This window comes from Ornithinimicrobium cavernae (assembly GCF_003121625.1).
Lineage (GTDB): Bacteria > Actinomycetota > Actinomycetes > Actinomycetales > Dermatophilaceae > Ornithinicoccus > Ornithinicoccus cavernae.
In genome coordinates, this window is record NZ_QDDJ01000003.1 from 84,288 (window position 1) to 100,477 (window position 16,190).

The window sequence follows — 16,190 nt, forward strand, 5'->3', positions numbered from 1 at the left end:
GCGACACACCGGCAGGTCTGGGCGTTTGACTAGGGCAGGCAGCGTCGGCGACAGCGGCAGGGCGGTGACAGGATCGGGGCATGGACCTCCGCGACTTCCTCGCCCACGTCGACAGCGGCGCCCTCATCGAGGCCGGCTCCGAGGCGCACCAGTTCATGCACCACCGGGCCCAGGAGGCGTTGCGGGTCGTGGCCGAGCTCAACGGCAGCTACCGCGACCCCGACGAGGTGCGCGCCCTGCTCTCCGAGCTCACCGGGCGGCCCGTCGACGACTCGGTGGCACTGTTCCCGCCGTTCTACAGCGAGTTCGGCCAGAACCTGCACCTGGGCAAGGACGTCTTCATCAACATGGGCTGCCGCTTCCAGGACACCGGGGGCATCACCATCGGGGACGGCTCGCTCATCGGCCACGGCAGCACCCTCACCACACTGAACCACGGGGTCGATCCGGACCGGCGGGGTGACATGCTGCCGGCGCCGGTCGTCATCGGTCGCCAGGTCTGGCTCGGTGCCTCGGTGACGGTCGTCCCAGGAGTGACCATCGGCGACGGCGCGATCGTCGGGGCGGGCGCCGTCGTGACCAAGGACGTCCCGGCCAACGCGATCGTGGCAGGAGTGCCGGCCCGGGTGATCCGCTCCACCGGTTACGAGGCCTGAGCGTCTCCAGCTCCGGCGGGATGACAGGATCAGCGCATGCCGACCCCGACCCCGCTGCTCGACCGCGTCCTCGCCGACCCCACCGGGTTGAGCTGGGCGCTGCTGTGGCGCGAGGAGGGCCCGGAGGTCGAGCTGCTGGTCGGTGAGGTGCACGACGTGGGCCTGCTGGCTGACATCCCGGCGGCGACAGCCGACCGGCCGGTGCTGGCGATGGTTCCCTACCGCCAGATCACCGAGCGTGGTTTCGCAGCCCACGACGACGGCACGCCGTTGCGCGTCCTGGTCGCCACGCAGACCGAGCGGATCCCGGTGGGCCAGCTGTCCGGCATACTGCCCTCCGCTCCGGTGGAGGTGACCGGCGAGCACTTCAGCGTCTCGGACGAGGACTATGCCGGGATCGTCACCCGCGTGATCGAGGACGAGATCGGCAACGGCGAGGGCGCCAACTTCGTCATCCGGCGCGACGTCGTCGCACAGACCGACACCGACCCGGCGATCGCGGCCCTGACCTGGTTCCGCACGCTGCTGACCGACGAGCGCGGCACCTACTGGACCTTCGCGGTGCACACACCGGGCCACACGCTGGTGGGGGCGACGCCCGAGCGGCACGTCAGCGTGCGTGACGGCCGGGTCCGCATGAACCCCATCTCCGGCACCTTCCGCCACCCGCGGGACGGTGCCGGGCTGGAGGAGTCGTTCCGCCGGTTCATCGCCGACACCAAGGAGACCGAGGAGCTCTTCATGGTGGTCGACGAGGAGATGAAGATGATGGCCCAGATCTGCACCCACGGCGGGCGGATCACGGGGCCCTACCTGAAGCAGATGGCGCACCTGACGCACACCGAGTACCTGCTCGACGGCCTCGCCGACACCGACCCGCGGGACGTGCTGCGCGCCACCATGTTCGCGCCCACGGTGACGGGCTCGCCGATGGAGAACGCCTGCGCCGTGATCCGGCGGCACGAGCCGGCGGGGCGCGGCTACTACTCCGGTGTGCTCGCCCTGCTGGAGCGGGAGGAGGGGCCGGGTATGCCGGGTGGCCGGGTGACCGCTGATGTCCCGGGGGTCGTGGGGCCGGAGTCGCTCGACGCGCCGATCCTGATCCGGGCGGCCCACCTCGACGGCGGCGGCACCGTGACGGTGAGCGCTGGGGCGACCCTGGTGCGGCACTCCGACCCGGTGTCGGAGGTGGCCGAGACGACGGCCAAGGCCAGCGGCATGCTCGCAGCACTGGGGCTGCGGCCACGGCGCGAGGTCCGCGAGACGCCGACGCTGGCCGACCTGCCCGGGGTCGGTGAGGCGCTGGAGGCACGCAACGACGCCCTCGCCGCCTTCTGGCTCTCGCCGCAGGAGGCCAGGCCCGACCCCACGCTGGTGGGACGCTCGGTGCTGGTCGTCGATGTGGAGGACATGTGGACCCAGATGCTCGCCCACCAGGTGCGTCACCTCGGCATGGACGCCCGGGTGCTGCGCTGGGAGCAGGTCACGGCCGCGGACGTGGAGGCAGCCGATCTGGTGCTGTTCGGGCCCGGACCCGGCGACCCTGACGATGCCTCGGACCAGCGTCTGACGCGGCTCCGGGAGCTCATCGGGGTGCGCCTGGCTGCAGGGGCGCCGCTCCTGGCGGTCTGCCTGAGCCACCAGGTGCTCGCGCGCATGGCGGGGCTGGAGATCACCAAGCTGGCCCGGCCCAACCAGGGGGTCCAGCTCGAGGTCGACCTGTGGGGGAGCCCGGTGCGGATCGGGTTCTACAACACCTTCGTGGCACGGCCCGGTCATGCGGTGCTCGATGGTCGTGGGGGGCCGCTGGAGCTGGAGCAGTCGTCCCATCCCGAGCACGGGGTGGTGGCACTCCGCGGACCCGGTGTGGCGAGCATCCAGGGACACGCCGAGTCGGTGCTGTCGCGGGACGGCCTGGTCACGTTGCACGAGATGATCACACACGCACTGCGACCCCTCGGCCAGACCTCCGCGCCCGACCTGGCGGACGCGTGAGCGCCGGGCGCCTGGCGGGGGTGCGCGTCGTCAGCCTCGCGGGCACGCTGCCCGGCCCGGTGGCCGCCCGGCGGCTGACCAGGGAGGGCGCCGAGGTGATCCGCGTCGAGGGGCCCGCCGGAGACATCCTGCGCACCGTCGCCCCCGCGCTCGCCGACGACCTCGTGAGTGACCAGCAGGTGCTCCAGCTCGACCTCAAGGATCCTGCGGACCAGGAGCGGCTCACCGGTCTGCTGGACGGTGCCCACCTGCTGCTGACGTCCTCGCGTCCCGGCGCCCTGGCACGCCTTGGCCTCACGCCCGACTCCGTGGCACAGCGTTGGCCCCGCCTGGGCTGGGTCGCGATCGTCGGCGCGACCGGCGACCGGGCCGAGGAGGCGGGACACGATCTGACCTACCAGGCCGAGGTCGGCCTCCTCGGGTCCGGGACCGAGCTGCCGCGCGTCCTGCTGGCCGACCTGACCTGCGCGGAGCGCGTCGTCACCGAGTCGCTGCTGGTCCTGCGGGAGCTCGAGCGGCACGGGACCGGGACCTATGCCGAGGTCGGACTGGTCGAGTCGGCGCACGACCTGGGAGAGCCGCTCAGGCACGGGCTGACAGCCCCGGGTGGCGTCCTCGGTGGTGGAGACCCTGCCTACAACATCTATCCAGCCCGCTCGGGGCGCGTTGCCGTGGCCGCGCTCGAGCCGCATTTCAGGCGACGGCTGCTGGAGCAGCTTGGTGTCGAGGCCACCCACGAGGCGCTCGCCGCGGTGTTCCTGGAGCGTCCCGCCGATGAGTGGGAGTCGTGGGGAGCGGCGCACGACCTCCCGCTCGTCGCGGTGCGCTGAGACCCGGCCCGATCGGCGCGGCCCGGACTGCGGATCGGTAGTTCCCTTGCGCTGGACGACGGGCTGGGCACCTCCAGAACCAGCTCGTCGCGTCAGATCAGAAGGGTGGAGGGTCATCGTTCGCCCCCGCCCACGGGCCGCCGTCCCGTGACTCGGGTTGGCCGATGTCCTGTGGCCCGGCTTGGCCGGTGCCTCGTGACTCGTCCGGGAGTGTGCCTGGTGACTCGTCCGGGAGTGTGCCTGGTGACTCGTCCGGGAGTGTGCCTGGTGACTCGTCCGGGTCAGTGCCTGGTGACTCGTCCGGGTCAGTGTTCCCCGGGGCCTCCTGCCGGCGGTCGTCCTGAACCTGACCATCTGTGGTGAGGCTCGCCGGGACCCTGCTCTCACCGCCGTCGGGTTGCTGGTGGTGGCTCCGTGCCGCTGCCATCCGTTGCCGCTCCACCTCCGCCACGTCGGGATCAGGGCGCCACTGCCGCCGACCATGGGCGTCGAGGTGCCGCAGGCCGATGAGGTCCCAGGCAGGGAAGGTCTCCTGCTCGGTATCGTCGTCCTCCGCCTCGAGCGGGTCATGGGCGGGCCGATACGACATGGCCGCGTAGACGGCCAGATCGAGTGCCTCGGCGAAGTCATCGGCTGACGCAGCCGCCACCTCGGCCGTGGTGGCCCGGAGGAGAGCTGTGTACTGGTTGTAGTCGTGGGCCTTGGTGCGATAGATCCGCCCGAGCATCGAGGTCCACGTCATGTCACGGTTGGGGTGAATGATCGCGTCCCACAGCTTCTCGGTCTTGCGCTGGTGATCGACGCCGTGCAAGAGCGCAGCGTTGGCCTCGGACGTGTCGCCACCCGGTGTGCCGAACTCCTGCACGTGATCGAACTGGCACTGTGCGGCAGAGACCGTGCAGCCTGGCGCGCGGCAGGTCACGTCGGCGAAGATGACGTTCCGGCGCATCGCGGCGTCGAACTGGTAGGCGGTGGAACTGCGCTCGACGTAACGACCAGTGACCGGGTCGGTCAGGATCCGGAACAGGCTGGTCCCAGGGGTGAGGGCCAGCTCGCGGATCTGGGCACCACTCAGGAAGTGCGGATACTTGCCGATGACTTCCCCGACGCCCGGCCCGGGGGCTGCTGGGACCTGGGCAGGGTCCTCTGGTGTGCTCGGGACAGAATCCTCCCCCGTGCTTGGGGCAGTGTCCTCCGGTGAGTTCTGGGCCGAGCCGTGCTGCTCGCTGGCAGGGGCATCCAGCTGCTGTCCGAGATGGGGTAGCAGCGTTGTCAACGGCACCAGGATGTTGATCGTCGCGGAGGGCAGCCCGTCCAGGATCCGATCCAATTGCTCGGAGTGCTCGATATCAATGAGGGAGGGACGTGGGTCGGGTCTGTCATCCGCCGGTGGCCCTGGGTCCTGGCCGCGTGGGACATCCGTTTGGCCAGGCGGTGGTGACTTCGCTTGTCCAGATGGTGGTGAGTCGCCCTCAGCCCCCATCGGCGCGTCCGCGCGCTGGTCGGTGCCCGTCGTGGGCCGCACCAGAGTGCCGTGGAGCAGGAGAGCCGTGGCGATCGTGGCCCGAAGGACGTTGAGGGGCCGTTTGTCACCACCGGCGCGCGCTCGACGTGCGGCTGCCTCGATGCGCTCGCCGATGGCCGCAGCCTGGGTTGCGCTGCACCGGAACCCGACAGATGCGGTCCCGTCAGGATCCATCGTGATCCAGAGATCGCTGGCTGCGATGAGCTGTGCCCGTGACTTCTTCTTCCGGTCGGGGTCCTGCAACTCTGCCCTGGCCCTGGCCTTGGCGATCTCCCGGTCCAGTGCGCGGTAGTACTCCCGGTGGCTCCAGGGGCGGCCGGTGAAGTTGCCCCCACTGTCGAGCCGCTCGCTCACCGCGACAGCCGGGTCCGACCCGAACATCCCGTTGGCAACCTCCGCTGCCAGCTCGTGGGGCAGGTCCGCAGCCGCGCGGTGGAACCTTCGCGCCAGGCGCCAGGGTGCCTCACCGGCCCGAAGCGCTCTGCGCACCGGACCGGTGACGGCTGCCGGGGTGTTTGCCAGAGCGACCAGGTCGGAGACCTCGTCCCGCCCCCAGCCGGTGGCGGCTGCGATCTCCCCCCGCGTCACAGACTTGGACCTGGCCCGCCACCGGTCGCGGTCAGTGGGACTCAGCTCGTCCGGCGAGACGGTGCCCTTGATCGCCAGCAGCAGGCGCCCGTTGGCCGCCGTGAGCTGGCGTGTCCCCGACACCAGCGACTCATCGAGAACCGCCCCGGAGGTCATCAGCACCTCCACTGCACCAAGCAGCTCACTCGCCCTGGCGCGGAGGTCCGGGGCTGGAAGACTGCTGTCACCGTCCGGAGGTGGCGCCGTGTGGCCGGCCGTGACGACAGCGCAGGCGTGCACCGTGGCGGCCAGTGATCCTGCCAGCTCGTCGGGGATCCCTAGCGACCGCACCGTGTGCAGCACGGGGTCCTCCTCGGCATCCGTGACGTCAGCGTCCAGGCCGTGCGACGTGGACATCTCGGCAGCCCAGGCCGCGAAGGCGGCGTCCTGGTCAATCGTGTCGTCGACCCGCGTGGCGTCGGCGGGGAGGCGCAGGTCCAGGTTGCCCACCTCCATGAGGGCCTCCAGCAGCTCCTGGGATGTCCTGCTCGTCGTCCGCGATGCCACAACAACCTCCTCCCCGAGTCCCCTTCTTCCGATCAGAATAGCACAGGTGTTCGAGTAAAGACAAGGGTGTGGAGAGCCTGTGTGGCAGCAGGTCGGCGCACCGCGGCGGAGTGGCCCCTCCGGTCACGTGGTGCTGAAGTGACTCCTGTGACACTCGCGCGATTTCATGGACGCGCTGGCCTCGTTGGAGGACACTGGCGACTATGGCGAAGGCAACCAAACGTGAGAACTGGTCGGGTCAGACCGGGTTCCTGCTCGCCGCGATCGGATCGGCGGTCGGGCTGGGCAACATCTGGCGGTTCCCGGGTGTGGCCTACGAGAACGGGGGCGGTGCGTTCCTCATCCCCTACCTCGTGGCCCTGCTGACGGCGGGCATACCCATCCTGTTCCTGGACTACGCGCTCGGCCACCGCTACCAGGGGTCGGCGCCCACGGTGTTCCGTCGCCTCTTCCGGGGCGGGGAGTCCCTGGGGTGGTTCCAGGTCGCGATCTCGTTCGTGATCATGTGCTACTACGGCGTCATCCTGGCCTGGGCAGCGAGCTTCACCTACTTCTCGATCAACGAGGCCTGGGGCGAGGACCCCACCGCCTTCTTCACCGGCACCTACCTGGAGCTGGCCGAGCAGCCCGGCCTGAGCCTGGACGTCGTGGGTCACCTGCTGCTGCCGCTGCTCGTCGTGTGGCTCGCAGTGCTGTTCGTCATGGTGCTCGGGGTGCAGAACGGCCTCGAGAAGGCCAACGTGATCTTCCTGCCGCTGCTGGTGATCCTGTTCGCGATCCTGGTGGTGCGGGCCCTGTTCCTCGACGGCGCGATGGAGGGACTGAACGCGCTCTTCACGCCGGACTTCAGCCAGCTCACCAACACCGACGTGTGGCTCGCGGCCTACAGCCAGATCTTCTTCTCGCTGTCCATCGCCTTCGGCATCATGATCACCTACTCGAGCTATCTGCGCCGCCGGTCCGACCTCACCACCACTGGTCTGGTGGCCGGCTTCGCCAACTCCTCGTTCGAGATCCTGGCGGGCATCGGCGTCTTCGCCACGCTGGGTTTCATGGCGACGGCCAGCGGCGTGGGCGTCCAGGACCTGGAGGGCATCACCGGCCCGATCCTCAGCTTCGTCACCTTCCCGCAGATCATCTCGATGATGCCGGGCGGCCCGATCTTCGGCGTGCTGTTCTTCGGATCGCTCGTGCTGGCCGGCTTCACGTCGATGATCTCCATCGCCCAGGTGGTCGTGGCGGCGCTGCAGGAGAAGTTCGAGCTCGCCCGGGCCGCTGCGGCAGCCCTGGTGGTCGGCGTCTGCGGCACCATCTCGATCCTGCTGTTCGCCACCACCACCGGTCTCTACACGCTCGACACCGTCGACAAGTACATCAACGAGATCGGCATCATCACCTCGGCCATCGTCATGACGCTGGTCGTGTCGTGGCGGCTGCGCAAGCTGCCCGAGCTCCAGGCGCACCTCAACCGGGTCTCCGCGTTCCAGGTGGGCGCCTGGTGGCGGGTGCTCCTGTCCGTCGTGGTGCCCGTCATGCTCCTGGTGATGGTCGGCACGACCGGTCTCTCACTGATCACCGATGGCTACGAGGGCTACCCGACCTGGTACCTCAACCTCATGGGCTGGGGCGTGGTCGGCTTCGCGATCGTGTTCGCGATCGTGTTCACCCTGATCCCCGGACGCAGGGGCCGCGAGGACCACACGACCTTCGACCCGGAATCCCTGCGTGACGAGGACGACCTGGAGGAGGTCCGATGACCGGCACCGCGATCGCGTTCCTGCTGCTGGCAATCATCGTGGTCTGGGGAGGGCTCGGCCTGGCGGTGTTCTACTACCGCCGCTCTGGCGCCTCCGGCGGTGAACCGGTGCGTGACAGGGAGGGCCACGTGTCCTTCCCGCACGACACCTAGCAGGCCGTATGCCGCATGGCCGGCGTCGCGTCCCTGGTCGCGGGGCGGCGCTGGTCGCCGGAGCCTGACCCAGGTAGGCGACCCGCGTGCAGCCGCACGAGCGCACCTGCCTGCTGACCGGCATACGGCGGACTCCTCCCGACCGATGAGGACTGTCGGTGCGGGGAGTCAGACTGGAGCATGAGCACTCTTCCTCCCGTGGGTCGCACCTTCGGGCACCTCCTGGTCAACACAGCCGTGGCCGGGCTGACCACGAGCTTCCTGTGGTTCGCGCTGACCTTCTGGGCCTACCTCGAGACCCGGTCGGTGCTGGCCACCGGCGTCATCGGCGGTGCCTACATGCTGTTCGTGTCGGCGAGCAGCATCATGTTCGGCTCGGTCGTCGACCACCACCGCAAGATCGTGGTGATGCGCGCCTCGTCGGTCAGCACGCTGGTGCTGTTCGTCCTGGCGGGTCTGTTCTACGCCCGGGTGCCGGGGGCCGACATGACCGACCTGTCCCAGCCGTGGTTCTGGGTCTTCGCGGTCCTCATCCTGATCGGCGCGATCGTGGAGCACATGCGCAACATCGCGCTGTCGACGTGCGTGACGATCCTCGTGCCGGAGGGTGAGCGCGACCGGGCCAACGGCCTGGTCGGGACGGCCCAGGGCATCACCTTCCTGGCGACCAGCGTGCTGTCAGGGCTCTCCATCGGGTTCCTGGGCATGGGCTGGACCCTGGTGGTGGCGACCATCGCCGTGGCGGTGGGGTTGGTGCACCTGCTCCTCGTCCGGATGCCGCAGGAGACCGAGCCCGCCTCGGCCGGCTCGGACGACCACGGCCGGGTCGACATCCGGGGGTCGATCGCGATCATTGCCGCCTCCGCCGGGCTGTTCGCGCTCATCTTCTTCTCGGCGTTCAACAACTTCGTCGGCGGCGTCTACATGGCGCTGATGGACCCCTACGGCCTGGAGATGTTCGAGGTGGAGGTGTGGGGGCTGGTCCTCGGCGCGACCTCGCTCGGCTTCATCGTCGGCGGCGGCCTGGTCGCCAGGTTCGGGCTGGGGCCCAGGCCGGTGCGCACCCTGCTGCTGGGTGTGGTGGCCATGGGTGTCCTCGGCTCGTTGTTCACCGTGCGCGAGTGGGCCTGGCTCTACGTCGTCGGCATCTTCGCCTACATGTGCCTCATCCCGGTGGTCGAGGCCGCCGAGCAGACCGTCATCCAGCGGGTCGTGCCCCTGCAGCGGCAGGGCCGGGTGTTCGGGTTCGCGATGGCCGTCGAGACAGCGGCGGCGCCGCTCACCGCCTTCCTCATCGCGCCGATCGCGGATCGCTGGATCATCCCGTTCGCTGACTCCGAGGCGGGTCGGCTGGCCCTGGAGCCCCTGCTGGGAGCTGGCACGCCGGTGTCCCGTGGCATCGCGCTGGTGTTCCTTGCTGCCGGCCTGGTGATGGTGCTGGTCGCGCTGCTGGCCCTGGCCTCGCCGGGTTACCGCGCCCTCTCGAGGACGTATGCCGTGGCCACCCCGCCCGCGGCGGCTGAGGGGCAGGTCGCCCCGGCCCCCGGCCAGGACGCCGCGGCCCCAGGCCAGGACGCCGCGGCCCCCGGCCAGGACGTCCCGCCCCTCGACCAGGTCGCCACTGCCCCGGGCCAGATCGTGGTCACGGCCTCCTCGGCCGCGGCGGTTGCTGTCGTGACCCCGATGGACGGGCACGACCAGCACACCGAGGAGGAGCCGCAGCCCAGCGCGTGAACGGGCTCAGCCCGCCAGCCCGGCCACCAGCTCGACGGTCACCTCGTCCAGGTCAGCCACCACCAGGTCGGCGAGGGCGAGGGCGTCGGGGGCGGGCGGGAACGCCTCGTGCGGCACGGCGATCACCCGCATCCCTGCGGCTGACGCCGAGCGGAGACCGTTGCTGGAGTCCTCGATGGCGACCGCCCGGGACGGCTCCACGCCCAGCAGCTCACAGGCGCGGAGGAAGCCGTCCGGGGCGGGCTTGCCGGCGGCGACCTCCTCCGTAGACACCGACACCTGGATCAGGTCGGCGATCCCGAGGGTCTGGAGCGAGGTGTCGATGAGGCGGCGCGCGGAGGACGAGGCGACCGCCACCGGCCACCGGGCAGCCAGCCGCTGGACGGCCTCGACGGCGCCCGGCATCGTCGGCAGGTGCGCGCGGTAGTGCGCCGCCATCGCCTCCAGGGTGCGCTCGGCCGTGTCGCCCCGGACCCCCACGCTGGTGGCGAGGTAGTCCGCCCACTCAGGTGTCGACATACCCATCATGGCCTCGGTCGCCCCCTCGGGCCAGGGCACCCCGTCGGCCTCGGCCAGGCCGCGGCGGACCTGGTCCCAGATGGTCTCGGTGTCGGTGAGCACGCCGTCCATGTCGAAGACGACGGCCGCGACGGAGCGCGCGCTCATGCGCGCACCAGGTCGACACCGCGGTTGGCGAGCTCGTCGGCGCGCTCGTTGCCGGGGTCACCGGAGTGCCCCTTGACCCAGACCCAGTGGACGGTGTGCCGACTGACCTCGACATCCAGCGCCTGCCACAGCTCCACGTTCTTGACCGGCTGCTTCGCCGAGGTCTTCCAGCCGTTCCTCTTCCAGCCGGCGATCCACGTCTTCATGCCGTTCATGACGTACGAGGAGTCGACGTGCAGCGTGACCTCGCACGGCCGGGTCAGGGCCTGCAGCCCCTCGATGACGGCCTGCAGCTCCATCTGGTTGTTGGTCGTGAGCTCGGCCCCGCCGCACAGCTCGCGTTCGTGCTGACCCGATCGCATCCACACGCCCCACCCGCCGATGCCGGGGTTGCCCTTGCAGGCCCCGTCGCTCCACATCTCCACGGCGGTCTGTGCCTCAGTCATGGGAGTGACCCTATCCAGCGGCGCACCCACGGCGGCGCAGGCGCCTGGCTACGCTGGGCGTGACGAAGGAGGCTCATGGCGCGCGTGACCAGGCCGTGGCGGGTGACCCGGCTGGGACGGGACGGGTCCACCCGGGTGCGGGCCGACGTCCTGGCCGGTGAGGAGCCCCTGGAGATCCGGGTCGCCGGCCGCTCGTTCACCGTGACGATGCGCACGCCGGGCCACGACTTCGAGCTGGTCGCCGGGTTCCTGGTCAGCGAGGGTGTGGTCACCGGGCGCGAGCAGATCCGCTCGATGGACTACCGCTCCGGCATCGCGGCCGGCGGTGAGCGGGACTACAACGTGGTCGACGTGCGGCTGGCCGAAGGGGTCCCGCTCCCTGACACGACCATGGAACGGCACGTGTACACCTCCAGCAGCTGTGGTGTGTGCGGCACCGCGTCGATCGAGGCGGTGCGCAAGACCTCGCCGTATGCCGTCAGCCGGGACTCCCTGACCGTCCCGCTCGAGGTGTTGCTGGGTCTGCCGGAGCGGCTGCGGTCCGAGCAGCAGGTGTTCGACCGGACCGGCGGGGTGCACGCGGCCGGCCTGCTCGTCGGCGACGAGCTGGTCTGTGTGCGGGAGGACGTCGGGCGGCACAACGCCGTCGACAAGGTCGTCGGATGGGCCCTTCTCGAGGGGCGCCTGCCACTGGCCGGCTCGGTGCTGCAGGTCTCCGGCCGGGCGTCCTTCGAGCTGGTGCAGAAGGCCGCGATGGCGGGCATCCCGGTCCTCTCGGCCGTCTCCGCGCCCTCGGCGCTCGCCGTCGAGCTGGGGGACGAGCTGGGCGTGACAGTCATCGGGTTCAACCGCGGCGAGACGCTCAACGTCTACAGCCACCCGGACCGGGTTGTCCCGTGATCCCCGGACCGGATGGTCCCGTGACCGAGCAGGGCCGGGTGCTCTGACCTGATGTCGTCCCGGTCGATGGGCACCGGGCCGGTCACCCGACGAGACGCACCTCGGGCTGACGGCCGAGGAACGCGCCGTACCTGGCGGCGGCGTCCTCCACGTGTGGCAGGTGGTCCGGCGACCACGAGCCGTGGGGCTGCAGCTCAAAGAGCACCCGCTCGCCGGTGACCGTGCGTTTCATGCCCGCGACCAGCTGGCCGTCCACCAGGGCCATGCCGATCATGGCCTCCCGTCCACTGGGCACCACCCCGGCGGCGTCGAGGATCATCCGGGAGTCCTGGTAGCCGCGGTAGGTCTCGTCAAGCAGCTGCAGCAGGTGCGCGGCCGGCCGTTGGGGGCCCGAGGGCGGTTCCTCGCCGGCGGTGTGCCAGAACGTGCGGCCGCCGTGCTCGAAGCTCTCGAGACGGTCCGCGACGTCCGCCAGGCCTGCTCGGACATCTGTCAGGGTGAGGGTCGCCCAGTAGGACAGGTCCCTCTCGGTGACCGGTCCGTGACCACGCACGTAGCGCAGGACGATCTCGGCCGCGGCCTCCTCGCGACCGAGCCGCCGCGGCCTTGGCACGCGGTCAGCGAGCCGGGCGTAGGTGTGGACGCCGTCCACCGGCGCACCGCTGCACACCAGGCCCTGCAGCTCCAGATCGGCCAACAGGATCATCAGCGCCTGGCCGGTGAGGTCGTGGCCGGCCGCGGCGAGCGCAGCGGCCAGCTGCGCACGTGTCAGCTGGTCGGCCAAGGAGGCGAGCACAGTCTCGGTGAGCCGGTCGATCGCCCGATCGTCCAGCCCGTGGGTGCCACGCAGCTGCTGGCCGGTGACCCGTCGCACCCGTGGCGCCGTGAGCTCGAGCAGCCAGACCAGGTCCTCGGCGCTCACGTAGTGCCACGTCGGCCGCAGCACGTGCGTCCGGATGATGGTCCCGTCGGCGAGGGCGGAGTCCAGGTCGGCCGGGTCGGGGGCGGGCGTGCGTGTCGCCACGGCCCACGCGGACTGCGCCGGGTTCTCGGCCTGCACCGCCAGCAGCGAGGAGACCACCTCGGTGGCGCGCCTGCCCGTCGGCTCGGCGAGCTGCTGGCTGCGCAGCCTCCAGCGGGCGATGTCGGTGTCTGTGGGCATGCCCACAGTCTGGTCGACAGAGTCCGGGACGGCCAGGCTCCTGGCCACGGGTAGTGACAGGATCGGGCCGTGCGATGGACTGAGCAGACGCCGGTGACCTGGCCCAGCGACCAGGGGTTCGACGCCTGGTGGCGCGGCGTGACCGAGCCGATGGACACCGGTGGCGAGGGTGCCGGGCCGTTCGACCTCAAGGGCGGTCACGTCCAACTCGACGCCGGCGATCACCTCCGCCCGGGGGCGATCTATCGGTGGGTTCCTCCGGAGGGTGCGGTCGTGGGCTCGGCCGCGTGGGGGATCGGCGGGCCGCACGACCGCCGCGACCTGTATGCGGAGTACCAGGAGGTGGCGGACCCCGCACGCCGCGTCGTGGTCCGGCTGGACGGCCTGGACGCGTGCGGTTCGATGAGTGTCACGAGCACCCTGCGACACCTGGCGGCCGAGGCGTTCTTCTCGCCGCGGCGGGACCGGCTGCTCGACGTGGAGATCACCCTCGACTGGCTGCTGGTCCGGCTCCGTGCCCGCGTGGTCCCGGCCGAGAGTGGTGAGCAGCTCCGGGTCTCCCTGCGGGTGGTGGGACGGGGCATCTGGAAGCCGGTGATCGCACCCCTGCTGGTGCCGCTCGGGCTGCCGCTGCGGCACGTGCTGACCCACGAGGTGGAGGAGGCGGCCGACCGGCTGACCCACCTGGACGAGGACCCACGAGGCGATGGTGCGCCGGAGCGGGAGATGGAGCGCATCCGGGTCGGTGCCGAGCTGATCCGAACCCGCCTCCACGAGGTGGTGCGCACCGTTGATGCCCGTCCGTTCTGGACCGGTCGCGGTCGGCGGGCGCTTCGGGAGGCCTTCGTCGCACTGCCCGCGGTCGGGAGCGGTTGGCCGTCGGTGAGTCCCGCGATGACTTTCGGTGACAGCGGCCGGTGGTGGGACGAGGAGAAGTGGATCTTCGACATCCTCGTCGACGCGAACCCCTGGCGACGGAAGCGGCACGAGATGGTCGACCAGCAGGTTGACCTCTGGCTGAGCCAGCAGGAGACCATCATTGCCCACCACGAGCAGGCACAGGTCGCCCAGCGGGAGGCCGGCCGGCTCAACCCGGACCCCAGCCACCCCACCGCCGCCGAGATCAACGAGATGATGGACCTGTCGTGGCTGGCGACGCCGTGGTCCACGGTCCGCTACCTGGCGAGGCAGGCAGCCAAGGACTCGCCGGCCGACGACGACCTGCCCCCGCTCGAGACCGACGAGGACGCGCGGAAGTTCGTGACCGGGCTCCTGAAGGACCTCTGAGCCGGGGCGATCCGGGCCGCGCGTGAAGCCCTTGCTGCGTCCCGGGGTCGCGGCGCCCGGTCGCGCGCGGAGGGCTGCCTGAGTCGATACTTAAGTAGGGTCCGGGACCGGAACAGGAGTCGGCCCGACGACGTTGTGCGGCTGGCGATCACGCCACATCTCACTTCATCCACGAGGGATCTCATGGCTTTGTCGACCCCCCACACGGACCCGTCAACGGTTGCGCCGGACCGCGCTCCGATCGTGCTCACCCAACGCAAGGTGTGGCTCATCTTCGGCGCCCTCATGGCGAGCATGTTCCTGTCCTCGCTGGACCAGTCGATCGTCGGCACCGCGATGCCCACGATCGTCGGGGAGCTCGACGGTGTGGCGCACCAGGGGTGGATCATCACGATCTACATCCTGGCCGTGGCTGTCGTCATGCCGCTCTACGGCAAGGCCGGTGACCTGTTCGGCCGTCGGTGGCCGTTCCTGGTCGCGATCACCCTGTTCACGGTGGCCTCCGCCGGCGCGGGCTTCGCCGGGAGCTTCACCGAGCTGGTGCTCTGGCGCGGGGTCCAGGGCCTCGGTGGCGGTGGGCTGATGATCCTGTCCCAGGCGATCATCGCCGACATCGTGCCGGCCCGGGAGCGAGGCAGGTACATGGGTCCGATGGGTGCCCTGTTCGGCATCGCGGCCGTCGCCGGGCCGCTTCTCGGCGGCTGGTTCACCGAGGGACCCGGCTGGCGCTGGGCGTTCTGGGTCAACATCCCGATCGGCATCGCGGCGATCGCCATCGCCTGGGTGGCGCTGCAGCTCCCCAGCCACCGGGCGGGCAAGCCGCTGGACATCGCCGGGTCCACGCTGCTGGTCGTCGGCGCCTCCTCGCTCGTGCTGATCACCAGCTGGGAGAGCATCAGCGGCGGCGCCGGTGACGACTGGTCCGACTGGCGTCTGCTCGGACTGGCCGTGCTGACCCTCCTCTCGATCGCGGTCTTCATCCCCGTCGAGCGGCGTGCTGCCGACCCCGTGCTGCCGCTGCACCTGTTCCGGAACCCCACCTTCACCCTGACCACCACGATCGGTCTGGTCATCGGGATGGGCATGTTCGCCGCCCTCGGCTTCCTCCCGACCTTCCTGCAGATGTCCCACGGCGTGGGCGTGACCGAGTCCGGCCTGCTGCTGATCCCGATGATGGTCGGTGTCATGGGCACCGCGATCTGGTCCGGCTTCGCGATCACCCGGTCCGGACGCTACCGCCGCTACCCGATCACCGGCATGGCCATCGCCACGCTCGGTCTGATCTGGCTGACCCAGCTGGACGCGGACACCCCGCTCTGGCTGTTCGGCGTGATGATCTTCGTGCTCGGTGCCGGCCTCGGCCTGGTGATGCAGACCATCGTGCTCGCCGTGCAGAACGCCGTCGACCCGCACGAGCTCGGCACGGCGACCAGCGCGAACAACTTCTTCCGCGAGATGGGGGCGGCCGTCGGGATCGCGCTGTTCAGCACGATCTTCACCTCCCGCCTCGTGACCAACCTCGAGGGCGTCCTCGGCAGGGGACCGGCCCCCGAGGGCGGTTCCGGAGCCGAGTCCCTGACGCCGGCCATCGTCCAGGAGCTGCCCGAGCCGCTGCACACCGGCGTCGTGCAGGGCTACGCCGATGCGCTCGCCCCGGCCTTCTGGTATCTCGTGCCGCTGCTGGGCCTGGGCTTCCTCCTCACGCTGTTGCTCAAAGAGATCGCCCTGTCCGACATCGCCGGGATGGTCGCCCGCGGCGAGGCCGTGACCGAGGACCAGGCACCTGCGTTCGATGGGTCCGACGCCGGGGACGTGGCGCTCGCGAGCCGCGAGGCAGGAACCGGTGACGGTCCCGAGCCCGATCAGCGCGAGACCCAGCCGCAGCTCAACTGACAGCGCTCTGTGCTTCTTGGAGCGTGGCACAGCCGGCTCCACGAAGCGGAGCC

General features: G+C 70.5%; 13 protein-coding genes. 9 read left to right on the top strand and 4 right to left on the bottom strand.

Going from position 1 to position 16,190, the window contains the following annotated elements; genetic code table 11:
- Positions 1-80 precede the first annotated feature (80 nt).
- Genes DA085_RS03790 through DA085_RS03800 form a run of 3 tightly spaced genes read left to right on the top strand, consistent with a single transcriptional unit; the run spans position 81 to position 3,481 of the window.
- Positions 81-656: a sugar O-acetyltransferase gene (locus DA085_RS03790; protein WP_109471617.1), complete on the top strand. Its 576-nt coding sequence runs from the start codon at positions 81-83 to the stop codon at positions 654-656.
- 36 nt (positions 657-692) lie between these two features.
- Positions 693-2,651: an anthranilate synthase family protein gene (locus tag DA085_RS03795; protein ID WP_109471618.1), complete on the top strand. Its 1,959-nt coding sequence runs from the start codon at positions 693-695 to the stop codon at positions 2,649-2,651.
- A complete protein-coding gene (locus DA085_RS03800; RefSeq protein WP_109471619.1) occupies positions 2,648-3,481 on the top strand; it encodes a CoA transferase in 834 nt (277 codons plus the stop codon). The genes DA085_RS03795 and DA085_RS03800 overlap by 4 nt, the downstream gene beginning before the upstream one ends.
- A gap of 97 nt (positions 3,482-3,578) precedes the next feature.
- On the opposite strand, the gene DA085_RS03805 is transcribed toward DA085_RS03800, so the two are convergent.
- A complete protein-coding gene (locus DA085_RS03805; RefSeq protein WP_109471620.1) occupies positions 3,579-6,140 on the bottom strand; it encodes an HNH endonuclease signature motif containing protein in 2,562 nt (853 codons plus the stop codon).
- Between the two features lie 203 nt (positions 6,141-6,343).
- On the opposite strand from DA085_RS03805, the gene DA085_RS03810 reads away from it, so the two are divergent.
- The 3 genes from DA085_RS03810 to DA085_RS03820 all read left to right on the top strand — a co-directional run bounded on the left by DA085_RS03810 (position 6,344) and on the right by DA085_RS03820 (position 9,783).
- Positions 6,344-7,897 carry a sodium-dependent transporter gene (locus DA085_RS03810; RefSeq protein WP_109471621.1) on the top strand — a complete coding sequence of 518 codons (1,554 nt, stop codon included), beginning with the start codon at positions 6,344-6,346 and terminating at the stop codon, positions 7,895-7,897.
- Complete coding sequence (locus DA085_RS03815; RefSeq protein ID WP_109471622.1) at positions 7,894-8,049, top strand: MetS family NSS transporter small subunit; 156 nt, start codon at positions 7,894-7,896, stop codon at positions 8,047-8,049. Before DA085_RS03810 ends, DA085_RS03815 begins: the two co-directional genes overlap by 4 nt.
- A 180-nt stretch (positions 8,050-8,229) precedes the next feature.
- Positions 8,230-9,783 (top strand): MFS transporter, encoded by a 1,554-nt coding sequence (locus tag DA085_RS03820; protein ID WP_109471623.1) that lies wholly within the window; start codon positions 8,230-8,232, stop codon positions 9,781-9,783.
- A 6-nt stretch (positions 9,784-9,789) separates the two neighbouring features.
- Here the strand turns inward: DA085_RS03820 and DA085_RS03825 are convergent, their stop codons facing one another.
- Positions 9,790-10,449, bottom strand: a complete 660-nt coding sequence (locus tag DA085_RS03825; protein ID WP_109471624.1) for an HAD family hydrolase — start codon at positions 10,447-10,449, stop codon at positions 9,790-9,792.
- Positions 10,446-10,895: a ribonuclease HI gene (gene rnhA / locus DA085_RS03830; RefSeq protein WP_109471625.1), complete on the bottom strand. Its 450-nt coding sequence runs from the start codon at positions 10,893-10,895 to the stop codon at positions 10,446-10,448. Before rnhA ends, DA085_RS03825 begins: the two co-directional genes overlap by 4 nt.
- Before the next feature lie 75 nt (positions 10,896-10,970).
- On the opposite strand from rnhA, the gene fdhD reads away from it, so the two are divergent.
- Complete coding sequence (fdhD, locus tag DA085_RS03835; RefSeq protein ID WP_109471626.1) at positions 10,971-11,795, top strand: formate dehydrogenase accessory sulfurtransferase FdhD; 825 nt, start codon at positions 10,971-10,973, stop codon at positions 11,793-11,795.
- 82 nt (positions 11,796-11,877) lie between these two features.
- On the opposite strand, the gene DA085_RS03840 is transcribed toward fdhD, so the two are convergent.
- Positions 11,878-12,957, bottom strand: coding sequence for a winged helix DNA-binding domain-containing protein (locus DA085_RS03840; RefSeq protein WP_154402088.1), 1,080 nt, complete (start codon positions 12,955-12,957; stop codon positions 11,878-11,880).
- Between the two features lie 69 nt (positions 12,958-13,026).
- Here DA085_RS03840 and DA085_RS03845 point away from each other — a divergent pair, with 69 nt between their 5' ends.
- A complete protein-coding gene (locus tag DA085_RS03845) occupies positions 13,027-14,244 on the top strand; it encodes a hypothetical protein (RefSeq protein ID WP_154402089.1) in 1,218 nt (405 codons plus the stop codon).
- Positions 14,245-14,427: 183 nt separating this feature from the next.
- Positions 14,428-16,137: an MDR family MFS transporter gene (locus DA085_RS03850; protein WP_109471629.1), complete on the top strand. Its 1,710-nt coding sequence runs from the start codon at positions 14,428-14,430 to the stop codon at positions 16,135-16,137.
- The last annotated feature ends 53 nt before the right edge of the window (positions 16,138-16,190 follow it).

Excerpts from the sequence above, each read along its gene's own strand:
- DA085_RS03790 (WP_109471617.1), top strand. The coding sequence starts at position 81 with ATGGACCTCCGCGACTTCCTCGCCCACGTCGACAGCGGCGCCCTCATC.
- DA085_RS03795 (WP_109471618.1), top strand. The coding sequence starts at position 693 with ATGCCGACCCCGACCCCGCTGCTCGACCGCGTCCTCGCCGACCCCACC.
- DA085_RS03810 (WP_109471621.1), top strand. The coding sequence starts at position 6,344 with ATGGCGAAGGCAACCAAACGTGAGAACTGGTCGGGTCAGACCGGGTTC.
- DA085_RS03815 (WP_109471622.1), top strand. The coding sequence starts at position 7,894 with ATGACCGGCACCGCGATCGCGTTCCTGCTGCTGGCAATCATCGTGGTC.
- DA085_RS03820 (WP_109471623.1), top strand. The coding sequence starts at position 8,230 with ATGAGCACTCTTCCTCCCGTGGGTCGCACCTTCGGGCACCTCCTGGTC.
- DA085_RS03825 (WP_109471624.1), bottom strand. The coding sequence starts at position 10,449 with ATGAGCGCGCGCTCCGTCGCGGCCGTCGTCTTCGACATGGACGGCGTG.
- rnhA (WP_109471625.1), bottom strand. The coding sequence starts at position 10,895 with ATGACTGAGGCACAGACCGCCGTGGAGATGTGGAGCGACGGGGCCTGC.
- fdhD (WP_109471626.1), top strand. The coding sequence starts at position 10,971 with ATGGCGCGCGTGACCAGGCCGTGGCGGGTGACCCGGCTGGGACGGGAC.
- DA085_RS03840 (WP_154402088.1), bottom strand. The coding sequence starts at position 12,957 with ATGCCCACAGACACCGACATCGCCCGCTGGAGGCTGCGCAGCCAGCAG.
- DA085_RS03850 (WP_109471629.1), top strand. The coding sequence starts at position 14,428 with ATGGCTTTGTCGACCCCCCACACGGACCCGTCAACGGTTGCGCCGGAC.